Below are 17,193 nucleotides of genomic sequence, written 5' to 3' on the forward strand. Positions count from 1 at the left end.
CGTAGCGGTCAGAATTAAAAAAGTTTTGACTAGCACAGCATATCGCTTTAAACCTTTCATAAATGCGACATAGATTTGCGACATTTCGTCGCTAAATTTGTGGGCGTCTGTGTCGGTGTGTACAATGACCTCCCTTTTGCCCCCGCAAAGCCGGCGTACGTTCGGCGTGGAAGGTAACCGGTTGAATTGAAAAGAAATTTGCCTCGATATAAGAGGCAGCCTGGTGAGAAAGTGTCTATGAAAGCAGGTCTGTACCAACCCGATGAATTCAAGGATAACTGCGGTTTCGGCCTGATTGCCCATATGCAGGGCGAGCCCAGTCATACCCTTTTGCAAACGGCCATCGAGGCCCTGACCTGCATGACCCACCGCGGTGGGATCAACGCCGACGGCAAGACCGGTGACGGTTGTGGCTTGCTGATTCAAAAGCCCGACCTGTTCCTGCGCGCCGTCGCCAAACAGCATTTCGCTGTCGACCTGCCCAAGCAGTACGCCGTGGGCATGGTGTTTTTCAACCAGGACCCGGTCAAAGCCGAAGCCGCTCGCGAGAACATGAACCGCGAAATCCTGGCTGCCGGCCTGCAACTCGTCGGCTGGCGCAAAGTGCCGATCGACACCAGCGTGCTCGGCCGCCTGGCCTTGGAGCGCCTGCCGCAGATCGAACAAGTGTTTATCGCGGGCGATGGCCTGAGCGACCAGGACATGGCGATCAAGCTGTTCACGTCCCGTCGTCGTTCGTCCGTGGCCAACGCTGCCGACACCGATCACTACATCTGCAGCTTTTCCCACAAGACCATCATTTATAAAGGCCTGATGATGCCGGCGGACCTCACCGCCTTCTATCCAGACCTGAGCGATGAGCGCCTGCAAACCGCAATCTGCGTGTTCCACCAGCGCTTCTCCACCAACACCCTGCCGAAATGGCCGCTGGCCCAGCCATTCCGCTTCCTCGCCCACAACGGCGAGATCAACACCATCACTGGCAACCGTAACTGGGCCGTGGCCCGTCGCACCAAGTTCGCCAACGATTTGATGGACCTCGAAGAGCTCGGCCCGCTGGTCAACCGCGTCGGTTCCGACTCCTCCAGCATGGACAACATGCTCGAGCTGATGGTCACCGGCGGCATCGACCTGTTCCGTGGCGTGCGTATGATCATTCCGCCAGCGTGGCAGAACGTCGAGACCATGGACCCCGATCTGCGGGCGTTCTATGAGTACAACTCGATGCACATGGAACCCTGGGACGGCCCGGCCGGCGTGGTGATGACCGACGGCCGCTACGCGGTGTGCCTGCTCGACCGTAACGGCCTGCGCCCGGCGCGTTGGGTGACCACTACCAACGGTTTCATCACCCTGGCGTCGGAAATCGGCGTGTGGAACTACCAGCCGCAAGACGTGATCGCCAAAGGCCGCGTCGGCCCTGGCCAGATCCTGGCCGTGGACACCGAAACCGGGCAGATCCTCGACACCGATGCGATCGACAACCGCCTGAAGTCCCGTCACCCGTACAAGCAATGGCTGCGCAAGAACGCCCTGCGCATCCAGGCGACCATGGAAGACAACGACCACGGCTCGGCGTTCTACGACATCGACCAGCTCAAGCAGTACATGAAGATGTACCAGGTCACGTTCGAAGAGCGCGACCAGGTGCTGCGCCCGCTTGGCGAGCAAGGCTACGAAGCCGTCGGCTCCATGGGTGACGACACGCCGATGGCCGTGCTGTCCCAGCGTGTGCGCACGCCGTACGACTATTTCCGCCAGCAGTTCGCCCAGGTGACCAACCCACCGATCGACCCGCTGCGCGAAGCCATCGTGATGTCCCTGGAAGTCTGCCTCGGTGCCGAGCGCAACATCTTCCAGGAGTCACCTGAGCACGCCTCCCGCGTGATCCTCAGCTCGCCGGTCATTTCCCCGGCCAAGTGGCGCTCGTTGATGACCCTGGAGCGTCCGGGCTTCGACCGCCAGATCATCGACCTGAACTACGACGAGAGCCTCGGCCTTGAAGCCGCTGTGCGCAACGTCGCCGACCAGGCCGAAGAAGCTGTGCGCGCCGGGCGTACCCAGATCGTGCTGACCGACCGCCATATCGCGCCGGGCAAGTTGCCGATCCACGCCTCCCTGGCCACTGGTGCAGTACACCATCGCCTGACCGAAAAAGGCCTGCGCTGCGACTCCAACATCCTCGTGGAAACCGCCACCGCCCGTGACCCGCACCACTTTGCGGTGTTGATCGGCTTCGGCGCCTCGGCGGTGTACCCGTTCCTTGCTTATGAAGTGTTGGGCGACCTGATCCGTACCGGTGAAGTACTGGGCGACCTCTATGAGGTGTTCAAGAACTACCGCAAGGGCATCACCAAGGGCCTGTTGAAGATCCTGTCGAAGATGGGCATCTCCACCGTCACCTCGTACCGCGGTGCTCAATTGTTCGAAGCGATCGGCCTGTCCGAAGAAGTCTGCGAACTGAGCTTCCGTGGCGTGCCGAGCCGCATCAAGGGTGCGCGTTTCGTCGATATCGAAGCCGAACAGAAAGCCCTGGCCGCCGAAGCCTGGAGCGCGCGCAAGCCGATCCAGCAAGGTGGCCTGCTCAAGTTCGTCCACGGTGGCGAATACCACGCCTACAACCCGGACGTGGTCAGCACCCTGCAAGCCGCCGTGCAGCAGGGCGATTACGCCAAGTTCAAGGAATACACCGCGCTGGTGGATAACCGCCCGGTGTCGATGATCCGCGACCTGTTCAAGGTCAAGACCCTGGACACGCCGCTGGCCATCAGCGACATCGAACCGCTGGAATCGATCCTCAAGCGCTTCGACTCCGCCGGTATCTCCCTGGGCGCCTTGTCGCCTGAGGCCCACGAAGCCCTGGCCGAAGCCATGAACCGCCTGGGTGCGCGTTCCAACTCCGGTGAAGGCGGTGAAGACCCGGCGCGCTACGGCACCATCAAGAGCTCGAAAATCAAGCAAGTGGCGACGGGCCGTTTCGGGGTGACCCCGGAATACCTGGTCAACGCCGAAGTGCTGCAGATCAAGGTTGCCCAGGGCGCCAAGCCCGGCGAAGGCGGCCAGCTGCCAGGCGGCAAGGTCAACGGTTTGATCGCCAAGCTGCGTTACGCAGTGCCGGGCGTGACCCTGATTTCGCCGCCGCCGCACCACGACATCTACTCGATTGAAGACTTGTCGCAGCTGATTTTCGACTTGAAACAAGTCAACCCGCAGGCGCTGGTCTCGGTGAAACTGGTAGCAGAAGCGGGCGTCGGTACCATCGCCGCTGGCGTGGCCAAGGCCTATGCCGACCTGATCACCATCTCCGGCTACGACGGCGGCACCGGTGCTTCACCGCTGACCTCCATCAAGTACGCCGGTGCGCCGTGGGAACTGGGCCTGGCTGAAACCCACCAGACCCTGCGCGGCAACGACCTGCGTGGCAAAGTGCGCGTGCAGACCGACGGCGGCCTGAAAACCGGCCTCGACGTGATCAAGGCCGCGATCCTCGGCGCCGAAAGCTTCGGCTTCGGCACCGCGCCAATGATCGCCCTGGGCTGCAAATACCTGCGCATCTGCCACCTGAACAACTGCGCCACCGGCGTCGCCACTCAGAACGAGAAGCTGCGCAAGGATCACTACATCGGCACCGTCGACATGGTGGTGAATTTCTTCACCTACGTCGCCGAAGAAACCCGTGAGTGGCTGGCCAAGCTGGGCGTGCGCTCCCTCGAAGAGCTGATCGGTCGTACCGATCTGCTGGACGTCCTCGAAGGCCAGACCGCCAAGCAACAGCACCTGGACCTGACGCCACTGTTGGGCAGCGATCACATCCCGGCAGACAAGCCTCAATTCTGCCAGGTGGACCGCAACCCACCGTTCGACAAGGGCCTGCTGGCCGAGAAGATGGTCGAGATGGCTGCTTCCTCGATCAACGATGCCAGCGGTGGCGAATTCGCTTTGGATATCTGCAACTGCGACCGTTCCATTGGCGCCCGCATCTCCGGCGAAATCGCGCGCAAGCACGGCAACCAGGGCATGGCGAAAGCGCCGATCACCTTCCGCTTCAAGGGCACTGCGGGCCAGAGCTTCGGCGTGTGGAACGCCGGTGGCCTGCACATGTACCTGGAAGGTGACGCCAACGACTACGTGGGCAAGGGCATGACCGGCGGCAAGCTGGTCATCGTTCCGCCCAAAGGCAGCGTCTACAAGACCCAGGACAGTGCCATCATCGGCAACACCTGCTTGTATGGCGCCACGGGCGGCAAGCTGTTCGCCGCCGGTACGGCCGGTGAGCGTTTCGCCGTGCGTAACTCCGGTGCCCACACCGTGGTGGAAGGCACTGGCGATCACTGCTGCGAGTACATGACCGGGGGCTTTGTCGCGGTACTGGGCAAGACCGGCTACAACTTCGGTTCGGGCATGACCGGCGGTTTCGCCTACGTGCTGGACCAGGACAACACCTTCGTCGACCGGGTCAACCACGAGTTGGTCGAGATCCAGCGGATCAGCGGCGAAGCGATGGAATCCTACCGTAACCACTTGCAGCACGTGCTGGACGAGTACGTCGAGGAAACCGGCAGCGAATGGGGTCGTAACCTCGCCGAGAACCTCGATGATTACCTGCGTCGTTTCTGGCTGGTCAAGCCCAAGGCTGCCAACCTGAAATCGTTGCTTTCCAGCATCCGTGCCAACCCGCAGTGATATGCGCCTGAAGAGTTTGATGAGGTTTTAACATGGCTGAACGTCTGAATAACGACTTCCAGTTCATCGATGTCGGGCGCAAAGATCCGAAGAAGAAACTGTTGCGTCAACGCAAGAAAGAGTTCGTGGAAATCTACGAACCCTTCAAACCCCAGCAGTCGGCCGACCAGGCCCACCGCTGCCTGGGTTGCGGTAACCCGTATTGCGAATGGAAGTGCCCGGTGCACAACTTCATTCCCAACTGGCTCAAGCTGGTGGCCGAGGGCAACATCCTCGCCGCCGCCGAGCTGTCGCACCAGACCAACACCTTGCCGGAAGTCTGCGGCCGGGTGTGCCCGCAAGACCGTCTGTGCGAGGGTGCCTGCACCCTTAACGACGGCTTCGGCGCGGTGACCATCGGTTCGGTGGAGAAGTACATCACCGACACCGCGTTCGCCATGGGCTGGCGTCCGGACATGTCCAAGGTCAAGCCGACTGGCAAGCGCGTGGCGATCATCGGTGCGGGCCCGGCGGGCCTGGGCTGCGCCGACGTGCTGGTGCGTGGCGGCGTGACCCCGGTGGTGTTCGACAAGAACCCGGAAATCGGCGGCCTGCTGACCTTCGGTATCCCCGAGTTCAAGCTGGAAAAAACCGTACTGAGCAACCGTCGTGAAGTGTTCACCGGCATGGGCATCGAGTTCCGCCTGAACACCGAAATCGGTAAAGACGTGACCATGGAGCAACTGCTCGCCGAATACGATGCCGTGTTCATGGGCATGGGCACCTACACCTACATGAAGGGCGGCTTTGCCGGTGAGGACCTGCCGGGCGTGTATGACGCCTTGGATTTCCTGATCGCCAACGTCAACCGCAACCTGGGCTTTGAAAAGTCGCCGGAAGATTTCGTCGACATGAAGGGCAAGAAGGTCGTGGTGCTGGGTGGTGGTGACACCGCGATGGACTGCAACCGCACCTCGATTCGCCAGGGCGCCAAGTCGGTGACCTGTGCCTACCGTCGTGACGAAGCCAACATGCCTGGCTCGCGCAAAGAGGTGAAGAACGCCAAGGAAGAAGGCGTGAAGTTCCTCTACAACCGCCAGCCGATCGCCATCGTGGGTGAAGACCGTGTCGAAGGCGTGAAGGTGGTCGAGACCCGTCTCGGCGAACCGGACGCCCGTGGCCGTCGCAGCCCCGAGCCGATCCCGGGCTCCGAAGAGATCATCCCGGCCGACGCCGTGGTCATTGCGTTCGGCTTCCGCCCAAGCCCGGCCCCCTGGTTCGAGCAGTTCGAAATCCAGACCGACAGCCAGGGCCGCGTCGTCGCCCCGGAACAAGGCCAGTACAAGCACCAGACCAGCAACCCGAAAATCTTCGCCGGTGGCGATATGGTGCGCGGCTCTGACCTGGTGGTAACCGCGATCTTCGAAGGCCGTAACGCCGCCGAAGGGATCCTGGACTACCTGAACGTCTAACCCATTTCAGGCTGAAATGCGGTCAAAAATGTGGGAGGGGGCTTGCCCCCGATAGCGGTGGTTCAGTTACAGATACTGAGACTGACACACTGCAATCGGGGCAAGCCCCCTCCCACATTTGATTTGCGCAGGTTCAAGAGATTGTCGTAAATCAACCCGATAGATAAAAGGCACGCCTCATCCCGTGCCTTTTGCGTCGCGCTCTGAGAAAATGCCCGCACTTTTTTTGCGGATGCCGACATGACTGCCCTCAAGAACGACCGTTTCCTTCGTGCCCTGCTCAAGCAACCTGTAGACGTGACCCCTGTGTGGATGATGCGTCAAGCCGGTCGCTACCTGCCGGAATACCGCGCCAGCCGCGCCCACGCCGGTGACTTCATGAGCCTGTGCATGAACCCGGAGTTCGCCTGCGAAGTCACGATGCAGCCGCTGGACCGCTACCCGCAACTGGACGCGGCCATCCTGTTCTCCGATATCCTCACCATCCCCGACGCCATGGGCCAAGGCCTGTACTTTGAAACCGGCGAAGGCCCGCGTTTCAAGAAAGTCATCAGTACCCTGGCCGATATCGAAGCCCTGCCGATTCCCGATCCCCACAAAGACCTCGGCTATGTGATGGACGCCGTCAGCACCATCCGCCGTGAGCTCAATGGCCGCGTGCCGCTGATCGGCTTCTCCGGCAGCCCCTGGACCCTGGCTACCTACATGGTCGAAGGCGGCTCGTCGAAAGACTTCCGCAAGACCAAGGCCATGCTCTACGACAACCCGCAGGCCATGCACCTGCTGCTGGACAAGCTGGCGCAGTCGGTCACTTCTTACCTCAATGGCCAGATCATGGCCGGCGCCCAAGCGGTACAGATCTTCGATACCTGGGGTGGCAACCTGTCGGCGGCGGCGTACCAGGAGTTTTCCCTGGCCTACATGCGCAAGATCGTCAGCGGCCTGATCCGTGAACACGAAGGCCGTAAAGTGCCGGTGATCCTGTTCACCAAGGGCGGCGGCCTGTGGCTGGAAAGCATCGCCGACGCCGGCGCCGATGCACTGGGCCTGGACTGGACCTGCGACATCGGCGAAGCCCGCCGTCGTGTCGGTGGTAAGGTCGCGCTGCAAGGCAACATGGACCCGACCGTGCTCTACGCCAAGCCGGAAGCGATCCGCAGCGAAGTCGGCCGCATCCTGGCCAGCTACGGCAAAGGCACCGGGCATGTGTTCAACCTCGGCCATGGCATCACCCCGGAAGTGAACCCGGACCATGCCGGCGCGTTCCTGCAAGCCGTGCACGAGCTGTCTGCGCAATATCATCAGTAATACTCCCGCCTGAATCGAATCCCCCTTTGCCTGGCAAAGGGGGATTCGCTGCGCTTCAGCGTTCGTTAAGTCCTGCCTTGGTAGCTTGGGCGCCTTGGGATTTCTCCTACAGCCTTCGGTAACTCGCCTCGGTAAAAATCCTACCCGACTCTTCCTCTCGCCAGTGCATGGCGTTCATTGTCAGGTGATATCAGGATGAACACTTCAGCGTATTCAACGAGCCAGAAACTGCTGCATTGGGTTTCGGCTGTCATTATTGTGTGGGCGTTACTCTCAGGCTTTTTTGTGGCCGTATTCAGCGTGCCTGCGTCGGTCAAGGCGTGGGTGGCGTTCTTCAATGTATCGTTGACCACCCTCTATATCCCGGTGTTTGTCTTGCGGGTTTATTGTTCCTTTGCCCACGGCCTGGACTTTTCCATCAAGCGAACACCGCAGGAATACATGGCGTTGCTGGTCCACAAAGCCATGTACCTGGTGCTTGCCTTGGTATTGGCGACGGGCGTGCTGATGATGGATCGTCCGATCAATGTTTTTAACCTGGTCTCCTTCGGCCCGTTTGAGAGCGATCCGGCCCGCATCGCCTTGTATACCCGTACGCATGTGCTGTCCTGCGTAGGGTTGTTGCTGATGCTGGTCCTGCATATCGGCGCCGTAGTCATGCACGAGCGCCGGGGTAAGCGGGTGCTGGCGCGAATGTCGTTCAAGGTGGCGGCCCCTCAAGCCGAGGCCAGTGGCGGCAGCTTCGCCAGCTTCAACGCCACCAGCAGCGCGCCGACCAACAGCGCCACGATGAAGGCACCGATGCCGTTCCACCCGGCAAAGTGCCAAAAGAACCCGCCCGCCGTACCGGCGATACTCGACCCTACGTAGTAGCAGAACAGGTACAACGACGACGCTTGCCCCTTGGCCTTCACCGCGCGGCGCCCGATCCAGCTGCTGGCCACCGAGTGGGCGCCGAAGAAGCCGAAGGTGAAGATCAGCATGCCGGGCACCACCAGCCAGAGTGGGGTGAACAGGGTCAGGGCCATGCCGGCGAGCATCAGTACGATGGTGCCCCACAGCACACGGCGGCGGCCGAGGCGGTCGGCCAGGGAGCCGATCTTGGCCGAGCTGTAGATGCCCGACAGGTACACCAGCGACAGCAGGCCGACCACGGCCTGGCTCAGGTCATACGGGTCGGCCAGCAGGCGGTAGCCGATGTAGTTGAACATCGTCACGAATGCACCCATCAGCAGGAAGGCTTCAAGGAATAACCACGGCAGGCCCGCGTCCTTGAAGTGCATGACAAAGCCGTTCACCAGGCTACGCGGCTTGAGGCTGCTGGCGCGGAAGTTGCGCGATTCGGGGAGGATCTTCCAGAACACGGTCGCGGCGATCAGGGCCAGGCCGCCGATGATCAGCATTGCGGTGTGCCAGCTGACGAAGTCGATCAGCACGCCGATGATCAGGCGCCCGCTCATGCCGCCAATCGCGTTGCCGCCGATATACAGGCCCATGGCCAGGCCGATGTGTTGGGGGTGGATCTCTTCACTCAGGTAAGTCATGGCCACGGCGGCCAGGCCGCTCAAGGACAGCCCCACCAGCGCGCGCATCAACAGGATCCCTTGCCAGGTCGGCATCAAGCCGCTGGCGATGGTGGCCAGGGCTGCGCAGAACAACGCCGCGACCATCACCGGCTTGCGCCCCAGGGTGTCGGAGATCGGCCCGGTAATCAGCAGGCCCAGGGCCAACATGGCGGTGGACACCGACAGGATCAGGCTGCTCTGGGCCGCGTTGATGGAAAATTCCTGGGACAGCGCCGGCATCATGGGCTGCACGCAATACAACAGGGCAAAGGTGGCGAAGCCACCGGAGAACAGCGCCAGCACCGTGCGCATGAACATCGGCGTGCCTTTTTCGATGTACGCGTCGTTGAGCTGGGCTACCACCTCATCCAGGGCGGTCGGCGGGGCTTCTTGAGGGAGTGGAGCGACAGCAGATTTCACGGGGACCTCGGGGAGCAAGAGCGTGCCAGGACCGGCAATGCAAAAAAGCATATAGCTGCCTAATGATTCTTTCCAATATATTGTTCGACCTGTTTGATAGCTTTTACGACCTAATGAGGTTTGCATGGAATTACGTCACCTGCGGTACTTCATCGCCGTCGCCGAGGAACTGCATTTTGGCCGTGCGGCGCAGGTGCTGGGCATCTCGCAGCCGCCGCTGAGCCAGCAGATCCAGGCGCTGGAGCAGGAGGTGGGGGCGCGGTTGTTTGAGCGGACCAATCGTCGGGTCGAACTGAGTGAGGCGGGGCGCCTGTTCCTGCACGAGGCGCGGTTGGTGCTGGCCCAGGTCGACAAGGCGGCGGATGTGGCGCGACGGGCGCAGTTGGGTGAGCTGGGGGAGTTGAAGATCGGCTTTACCTCGTCGGCCCCCTTCAACTCCAGCATCCCCCAGGCCATCTTTGCCTTTCGCCAGGCGTTCCCGGCCGTGCACTTGAATCTGCAGGAAATGAGTAGCACCGAGGTGGCGGAGTCGCTGGTGGACGAGTCGATCCAGGTGGGTTTGATGCGCCCGCTGCCTTTGCCCGATTCGTTGAGTGTCATCGAGCTGATGCGTGAGCCCCTGGTCGCGGTACTCAACGCCGGACACCCGTTGGTGGACGGCAGCGAGCGCGGCCTGCACCTGGCGCAACTGGCGCAGGAACCGTTTGTGTTTTTCCCGCGCACCTACGGCAGCGGTCTGTATGCGCAACTGCTCAACCTGGCCCGCGACGCCGGTTTCAGCCCGCACTTCGCCCAGGAGGCGGGGGAGGCGATGACGATCATCGGCTTGGTGGCGGCGGGGCTGGGGGTGTCGGTGCTACCGGCGTCGTACCAGCGCATACGTATCGATGGCGTGGTCTATCGCACCTTGCTTGATCAGGAAGCGGTGACAGCGGTGTGGCTGGTGCAGCGCAAGGGCGCGCAAACACCGATGGCGAAGGCGTTTGTGGCGTTGTTGGTGGCGAGCGGCTTGCCCTGATGCCAGTCAGTTCAGGAGGAACACTGCAACCGTGGCGAGCGGGCCGGTCTGTGGCGAGCGGGCTTACTGTGGCGCGCGGGCTTGCCCCGCGTTGGGGCGCGAAGCGGCCCCATTACAGGCGATGTGTTTTTAACTGACACACCGCGGTGCCTGGTTTTGGGGCTGCTGCGCAGCCCAACGCGGGGCAAGCCCGCTCGCCACAACAAGCCCCCTCGCCACAGGTTACTGTTGCCCGTTCTATCTCTTAACTACTGTCCGGTCGTATTCGCTTCATTTACGCCATACACCCGCAACCCCGCCAGGATATCGCGGTCCAGCATGCTCACCCAACGGTTGTAGTTGCGGTGGATCTTGCCGTCCTTGTAGCCCAAGTCGCGGCTGTCGCGGTAGGTGATGGCGTAGCTGTTGCGGGTGTAGCGGATGTCGATGGCGGCATAGAACTGGTTACGCACGGTGATCTCTGCCTGTACCAGTTGCGGGCTCAAGCGTTGTACGCTCCATTCGCGTTTTTGCAGGGCGGCAACGATCACCTGCTTGATTTTTTCTTCGCTGACCTGGGCATTCGCCGGGAGGTCGTGCTGGGTGTTGAGCACCGGTTTGCTGGTGCAACCGGCAGTGGTCAGCAGGGCCAGGGTGATCAGGGTCGCGCGTAGCAAAGAAGACATTCCGTTTTCTCCAGTCGATTAAAAAGTCAGGACCAGCGGCGGAAGATCAACGAGGTGTTGACGCCGCCAAAGGCAAAGTTGTTGTTCATCACGTAGTCGTGGTGCATCTCGCGGAATCCACCTTGCAGGTAGTCCAGCTCGCCACACTGTGGGTCGACATGGTCGAGGTTGAAGGTGTGCACGTACTGGTCGCGGTTCATCATCTCGATGCTGAACCACGACTCCAGCGCGCCACAGGCGCCCAGGGTGTGGCCGAGGAAGCTTTTCTGCGAACTGATGGGCATGCGGCTGCCGAACAGGCTGCTGGTGGCCAGGGTCTCGGCGATGTCGCCCTGGTCGGTGGCGGTGCCGTGGCCATTCACGTAACCGATGGCCGCTGGCTCAAGCCCGGCGTCTTCCAGGGCCAGCTCCATGGCGCGGCGCATGGTTTTCTGTTCCGGGCGGGTGGTGTGCTGGCCGTCGGCGTTGCTGCCAAAGCCGACAATCTCGGCGTGGATATGTGCACCCCGCGCCAGGGCGTGTTCCAGCTCTTCGAGCACCAGCATGCCGCCGCCTTCGCCGATCACCAGGCCGTCGCGGGCGCTGTCATACGGGCGCGGGCTGGTCTGCGGTGCGTCGTTCTTCAGGCTCGTGGCGTACAGCGCATCGAACACCATGGCCTCGGTGGGGCACAGTTCTTCAGCGCCGCCGGCCAGCATCAACGGCAGGCGCCCGAATTTGATCGCCTCGTAGGCATACCCAATGCCCTGGCTGCCGCTGGTGCAGGCGCTGGACGTGGGGATCAAGCGCCCGGTGAGGCCAAAGAAGATGCTGATATTCGCCGCCGTGGTGTGGGGCATCATTCGCACGTAGGAGTTGGCGTTGAGCCCTTCGGCCACCGAGTTGAGCAGCATATTGCCGAACGCCTTGATCTCGTCGGTGCTGCCGGTGGACGAACCGCAGGCCACACCCATGCGTCCGTCCTTGATCGACTCATCGCCGAGCAGGCCCGCGTCCTTCAAGGCCTGCTCCGCCGCCCACACGGCCAGGCGCGACACGCGGCCCATGCTGCGCAACTGCTTACGGGTCCAATGGGCAGGCACGACGAAATCATCGATCGGCCCGGCCAGGCGCGTGTTCAGTTCGGTGAAGCGGTTCCACTCGTCCATGCGACGGATACCGCTGCGGTTGGCGCGAAAGTTGGCGGCGATGGTCTCCCAATCGCTGCCCAGGGAGGTCATGCCGGCCATGCCGGTGACTACGACGCGCTTCATCAGCACAGGCCCCCATTCACGGCCAGGACCTGGCGCGTGATATAGCCGGCTTCGGCCGACATCAGGAAATTCACCGCGCTGGCCACCTCTTCCGGGGTCCCCATGCGCTGCGCCGGGATCATTTTCATCAGTTCTTCGACCGGTACGTTCTCATCGAGCATGGCGGTGTCGATCAAGCCGGGGGCGACGCAGTTGACGGTGATCTTGCGCTTGCCCAATTCGATGGCCAATGCCTTGGCCGCGCCGATCAGGCCGGCTTTCGAGGCACTGTAGTTGACCTGCCCGCGATTGCCGATCAGGCCCGATACCGAAGTGATGCACACGATACGCCCGGCCGCGCGCCGCCGAATCATCGGCATCATCACCGGGTGCAGTACGTTGTAGAAACCATCGAGGTTGGTACGCATCACCACGTCCCAGTCCTCTTCGGACAAGGCCGGGAACGCACCGTCACGGGTCAGGCCGGCGTTGAGCACCACGCCGTAGTAGGCACCCTGTTGCTCCACATCTGCCTCAAGGATGGCCTTGCACGCCGCGCGGTCCGCCACGTCGAATTGCAGCACCCGCGCCTTGCGGCCCAGGGCTTCGATCTCGACCTGCACTGCGTCGGCTTCAGCGCGACCACTGCGGCAATGCAGCACGATGTCATGGCCGGCCTGGGCCAGGCGCAGGGCAATGGCGCGGCCGATACCACGGCTGGAGCCGGTGACCAGTACGGATTCAGTCATGGCGTTTCGTCCTTCGATTCTTCTAAATAGTTGGCCGCCTGGGGCGGTCGAAATACGTTCAGGCGCGCGGTGGCCTGGATACCGTCACCGGTGAGGTGGCATTCGAACACACCCATGCCGTTGTCGTCTTCCAGGGAGCGCAGGCCGTGGATGCGTAACTCGGCGCCTGCCGGGAAATGCGCCACGTTGCACTCGAACTTGCGTGTGCCCAACAGGAAACCCAGTTCCACGGCCTGGCCTTTTTGGCGGGCACGACAGCCGGCATAGGCGGCGACACTCTGCGCCATCAATTCGATGCCGACCCAGGCCGGCAGGCTGCCGTCGGGGCGATTGAACAGGCCGCCTGGCTTGACGGTGGCGCGGGTGTGTATCTGCTCTTCATCGAACGACAGCACCTGGTCGATCAGGATCATGTCGCCCGCATGGGGCAGCAGTTCGGCGAGTGGCCAATCGATCATGGGGCCTCTGCGATAATCAGGCTGACGTTATTACCGCCGAAAGCAAACGAGTTGCTCATCAGGCAGCGTTTTTCCAAGGCGTCACCGGCCTGCGCCCAGTGCAAGGCCGGCAGCGTCGGGTCGGCCTGGCCGTCCCACACGTGCGGCGGCACCCGGCCATGGGCCAGGCTCAGCCAGCAGAACGCCGCTTCCAGTGCGCCGGCGGCGCCCAGGGTGTGGCCGCTCATGGGTTTGGTCGAGGAGCAGGCCACCCCGGCAGGGAACAGGCTGGCGACGGCCAGGCTTTCCATGGCGTCGTTGTGTTGGGTGGCGGTGCCGTGCAGGTTCAGGTAACCGATCTGCTCGGGCTGCAACCCGGCACTGGCCAGCGCCTTGCGCATCGCCTGCAACGCGCCTTTGCCCGTCGGCTCCGGCGCAGAAATATGGTGCGCATCGCAACTGGCGCCGCTGCCCAACAGGGCGATCGGGGCGGTCTCGCGACTCATCAGGAACAGCACCGCCGCTTCGCCGATATTGATGCCGTTGCGGTTCACTGAAAAGGGGTTGCAACGTTCGTTGGATACCGCCTCCAGCGCCGTAAAGCCGTTAAGCGTCAACTTGCACAGGCTGTCGACGCCGCCGCAGATCACCGCGTCGCACACGCCCAGATCCAACAGGCGCCGAGCACTCATCAGCGCGCGTGCGCTGGAGGTGCAGGCGGTGGAGATCACGTAGGCCGGGCCGCTCAGTTGCAGCCAGTCGGCGAGGAAGTTCGCCGGGGCGCTGAGTTCCTGTTGCTGGTAGTCGTAGTCCCTGGGGAAGTGCTTGTCGCGCAGGTAATGGGCGATGCTGCGGCTGGCCTCGTCAATGCCCGAGGTGCTGGTGCCCAGCACGATGCCGACCCGTGAGGCGCCGTAGGTCAGGATCGCCTGGCGGATATCCGCTTCGATCTGCAACGCGGCTTCCAGCAACAGTTGGTTATTGCGGCTGTTCTGCCGGCCCAGTTGCGCAGGGATGCTCGCCAATTCGCCGGGTACGCTGCCCACCGGCAACACTCGTTCCGGCACCCAGCCGCTTTCGGCGCGCATCCCTGTGCAGTCGCCGGCAAACAGGCTGCGGCTGACTGCGTCCTGGCCGCGCCCCAGGGCGCAGATCACGCCGAGGGCATTGAGGTAGGCGGTCATCGGGCGGCCCCAAGCGGTGTGATGCGATAACTCAACGGCTGCCCGCTGATGTTCACACTGAACACTTCTGAAGACTGATAGACGATTTGCCAATGGCCCGGAAGCGTGCGTGTCAGGTCCATCGCCTGGGCGTTGGGGTAAAGGCTGCGCACGTCATCCGCCGAAGCCAGGGCAAACAGCAACGCGGCAAACAGCTCGCGCGCCTGGGGGTTGGGCGGCAGCAAGCCGTCGGCCTGCCACTGGCCATCGATGAGTTTCTGCCGGGCCAGGGGGATGCCCAGCGGGTCCATCATCGACCAGCGGATGGCGTTGCCCTCGCGTTGGATCACCAACAGCCAATCCTGGCTCTGGCCACGTTCCATGCGCTGCACATGCAATTGCAGCGGCAACGCCAGGGTCGGGGTTTTCTCCGGCAGCGGTGGCTGGCTGGCGCAGGCGCTCAGCAGCAACAGGCAACCGATCAACAACAGGCGCATCATGCCGCGACGCTCGCCAAGGGTTTGCGCGCCACGCAGTTGACCAGGGTTTCTTCCCGCTGGCCCACCGGGGGCGCCTTGCGCAGGCCCCAGCGCTCGAGCAGGCCGAAATCGCGGGCACGGCTCCACCACAAGTACGGGTAAGAGACATTCCGTGCGTCGAATTCAAAGCCCTGCTCGCGGAGCATGTCCAGGTACTGCTCGGCGCTTTTTTGCACGTGCATCGGGTGGCGGAACAGCCAGCGAATGACCCAGGTGTCGATATAGGCTTCGGTGGACTCGGCAAACAGCAGGTAGCCACCGGGCTTGAGGACCCGGTAGAACTCGTTCAGCGCGCGATGCTGCTCGACCAGATGATGGAAGGTCTGGTGGCAGAACAGGATGTCGACGCTGGCATCCGCCACATCGAGGGTGGCGCAGTCGCTGCCGATCAACTCGACGGCCAGGCCCTGGCGCGTGGCTTCTTCACGGCTCCGTTCCAGGCTATGGGGGTCGGCGTCCAGGCCGATCAGGCGCGAGGGCGCGAACACCTGCTGCAACAGCTTGAAGGATTTCCCCTGGCCGCAACCGGCGTCGAGCAATACCGGCGCGACGGGCAACGGCTCGCTGAACAGGCTGCGCAGGTCGTTGATGGCCACGCGCAACACATGATGCTGCCAGGTGTGGCTGCGCAGGAACCAGAAGCCGAACCTGGTTTCTTCGACGTAGTGCTTACTTAAGTACTGACTGCTCACGCGGCATCCCCCGCACAAATCTCCGACAACATCCGCAGCCGCCGCTTGGGTTCGCTGACGAATGGGTTGCGCTCATCCCAGGCATAACCGGCGAGGATCGAGCTGATCATCCGACGAATCTCTGGCGAGCTGCCCGCATGGAAAATCACATCCTGGAAGGTCCCGGCGTACCAACCTTCGACGTAGCAACGGAAGGTGTCGACACCGCGCTTGAGCGGCTCGGCAAACTCAGTTTGCCAATCCACCGTCTCGCCCTTGAGCTGGCGGTGCAGCACACCGGCCGCCATGCTCGCCGAACGCATGGCGATGGTCACGCCGGACGAGAACACCGGGTCGAGGAATTCCGCAGCGTTGCCCAGCAGCGCAAAGCCCGGGCCATGCAGGGTTTTGACGTTGGCCGAATAACCGCCGATGGTCCGTGCAGGTGTATCCCATACCGCATTTTTCAGCACGCCGGACAGGCTTGGCGTCTCGTCGATAAAACCGCGCAGGCAGGCATCGAGGTCACTGTCGCGGCCGTCGAAATGCGCCTTGGCCGCGACCACGCCCACCGAGCAGCGGCCGTTGCTGAACGGGATGGTCCAGAACCAGATATCGCGCTGGGTCGGGTGGGTGGTCACGAGGATCTTGGTGCGGTCAAAGCCCGGGTGTTCGATGCGGTCTTCGACATGGGTGAACACCGCCTGGCGCAGTGGGAAGTTCGACGGCGCTTCCAGGTCCAGCAGGCGCGGCAGCACGCGGCCGTAGCCGCTGGCATCGAGCACGAACTTGGCTTTGACGTGGTACTCGCTGCCATTCTCGCGGCGCACATGCAGGTAGCGACACTCGCCGGAAAAATCCACGCCGACGATGGTTTGGCCGTAGCGGATGTCCACCCCTTGCAACGCCGCCTGGTCTGCCAGCAGCTTATCGAACTCGCCGCGCTGCACCTGGAAGGTGGTCGGCTTGCCCTGGCTGAAGGTATCGCCAAAATCGAACGCGCTGTAGCGCTCGCCCCAGGCAAACGCGGCACCGGTTTTCACCTGGAAACCCGCCGCCTGCACAGCGTCGAGCATGCCCGCTTCTTCGATAAAGTCGATGCAGTGGGACAACAGGCTTTCGCCAATCGAGAAGCGCGGGAAATGCTGGCGCTCGATAATCAAGACATCATGCCCCTGGCGCTTTAGCAGCGTCGCGGCGATGGCACCGGATGGGCCGGCACCGATCACCACCACCTGGCGACGTTCCATTTCAACTATGGGCACGAGGGCTCCTTGCCACATTGGCGATAA

General features: G+C 62.4%; 13 protein-coding genes and 1 pseudogene. 5 read left to right on the top strand and 9 right to left on the bottom strand.

Annotation, left to right across the window (positions count from 1 at the left end; genetic code table 11):
• Window positions 1-237: 237 nt before the first annotated feature.
• The 4 genes and pseudogenes from gltB to ACODSV_RS09320 all read left to right on the top strand — a co-directional run.
• Window positions 238-4,683 (top strand): glutamate synthase large subunit, encoded by a 4,446-nt coding sequence (gene gltB / locus ACODSV_RS09305; RefSeq protein WP_024072967.1) that lies wholly within the window; start codon window positions 238-240, stop codon window positions 4,681-4,683.
• 32 nt (window positions 4,684-4,715) lie between these two features.
• Window positions 4,716-6,134 (top strand): FAD-dependent oxidoreductase, encoded by a 1,419-nt coding sequence (locus ACODSV_RS09310; RefSeq protein WP_024072968.1) that lies wholly within the window; start codon window positions 4,716-4,718, stop codon window positions 6,132-6,134.
• Between the two features lie 240 nt (window positions 6,135-6,374).
• Entirely contained in the window at window positions 6,375-7,442 is a 1,068-nt protein-coding gene (hemE, locus tag ACODSV_RS09315; protein ID WP_069075057.1) for a uroporphyrinogen decarboxylase, read from the top strand.
• Between the two features lie 195 nt (window positions 7,443-7,637).
• Window positions 7,638-8,126: pseudogene (locus tag ACODSV_RS09320) on the top strand (cytochrome b/b6 domain-containing protein); the annotation flags it as partial.
• 32 nt (window positions 8,127-8,158) lie between these two features.
• Here ACODSV_RS09320 and ACODSV_RS09325 read toward each other — a convergent pair.
• Window positions 8,159-9,427 (bottom strand): MFS transporter, encoded by a 1,269-nt coding sequence (locus tag ACODSV_RS09325; RefSeq protein WP_041161085.1) that lies wholly within the window; start codon window positions 9,425-9,427, stop codon window positions 8,159-8,161.
• Window positions 9,428-9,551: 124 nt separating this feature from the next.
• Between ACODSV_RS09325 and ACODSV_RS09330 the strand changes: the two genes are divergently transcribed.
• Window positions 9,552-10,445, top strand: a complete 894-nt coding sequence (locus tag ACODSV_RS09330) for a LysR family transcriptional regulator (protein ID WP_024072985.1) — start codon at window positions 9,552-9,554, stop codon at window positions 10,443-10,445.
• Between the two features lie 248 nt (window positions 10,446-10,693).
• Here ACODSV_RS09330 and ACODSV_RS09335 read toward each other — a convergent pair whose 3' ends face one another.
• The 8 genes from ACODSV_RS09335 to ACODSV_RS09370 are packed head-to-tail and all read right to left on the bottom strand — an operon-like array spanning window position 10,694 to window position 17,166.
• Entirely contained in the window at window positions 10,694-11,110 is a 417-nt protein-coding gene (locus tag ACODSV_RS09335) for a hypothetical protein (RefSeq protein WP_150095486.1), read from the bottom strand.
• Between the two features lie 26 nt (window positions 11,111-11,136).
• Window positions 11,137-12,363, bottom strand: coding sequence for a beta-ketoacyl-ACP synthase (locus tag ACODSV_RS09340; protein ID WP_024072987.1), 1,227 nt, complete (start codon window positions 12,361-12,363; stop codon window positions 11,137-11,139).
• Window positions 12,363-13,091, bottom strand: coding sequence for a 3-oxoacyl-ACP reductase FabG (gene fabG, locus ACODSV_RS09345; protein ID WP_024072988.1), 729 nt, complete (start codon window positions 13,089-13,091; stop codon window positions 12,363-12,365). The genes ACODSV_RS09340 and fabG overlap by 1 nt, the downstream gene beginning before the upstream one ends.
• Complete coding sequence (locus ACODSV_RS09350) at window positions 13,088-13,549, bottom strand: hotdog family protein (RefSeq protein ID WP_024072989.1); 462 nt, start codon at window positions 13,547-13,549, stop codon at window positions 13,088-13,090. Before ACODSV_RS09350 ends, fabG begins: the two co-directional genes overlap by 4 nt.
• Window positions 13,546-14,712: a beta-ketoacyl-[acyl-carrier-protein] synthase family protein gene (locus tag ACODSV_RS09355; RefSeq protein ID WP_024072990.1), complete on the bottom strand. Its 1,167-nt coding sequence runs from the start codon at window positions 14,710-14,712 to the stop codon at window positions 13,546-13,548. The genes ACODSV_RS09350 and ACODSV_RS09355 overlap by 4 nt, the downstream gene beginning before the upstream one ends.
• A complete protein-coding gene (locus ACODSV_RS09360) occupies window positions 14,709-15,191 on the bottom strand; it encodes a hypothetical protein (RefSeq protein ID WP_150054005.1) in 483 nt (160 codons plus the stop codon). Before ACODSV_RS09360 ends, ACODSV_RS09355 begins: the two co-directional genes overlap by 4 nt.
• A complete protein-coding gene (locus ACODSV_RS09365) occupies window positions 15,188-15,922 on the bottom strand; it encodes a class I SAM-dependent methyltransferase (protein WP_150054006.1) in 735 nt (244 codons plus the stop codon). Before ACODSV_RS09365 ends, ACODSV_RS09360 begins: the two co-directional genes overlap by 4 nt.
• Complete coding sequence (locus ACODSV_RS09370; RefSeq protein WP_150054007.1) at window positions 15,919-17,166, bottom strand: NAD(P)/FAD-dependent oxidoreductase; 1,248 nt, start codon at window positions 17,164-17,166, stop codon at window positions 15,919-15,921. Before ACODSV_RS09370 ends, ACODSV_RS09365 begins: the two co-directional genes overlap by 4 nt.
• Window positions 17,167-17,193: the final 27 nt, after the last annotated feature.

The sequence above is a fragment of the Pseudomonas sp. FG86 genome (assembly GCF_057808775.1).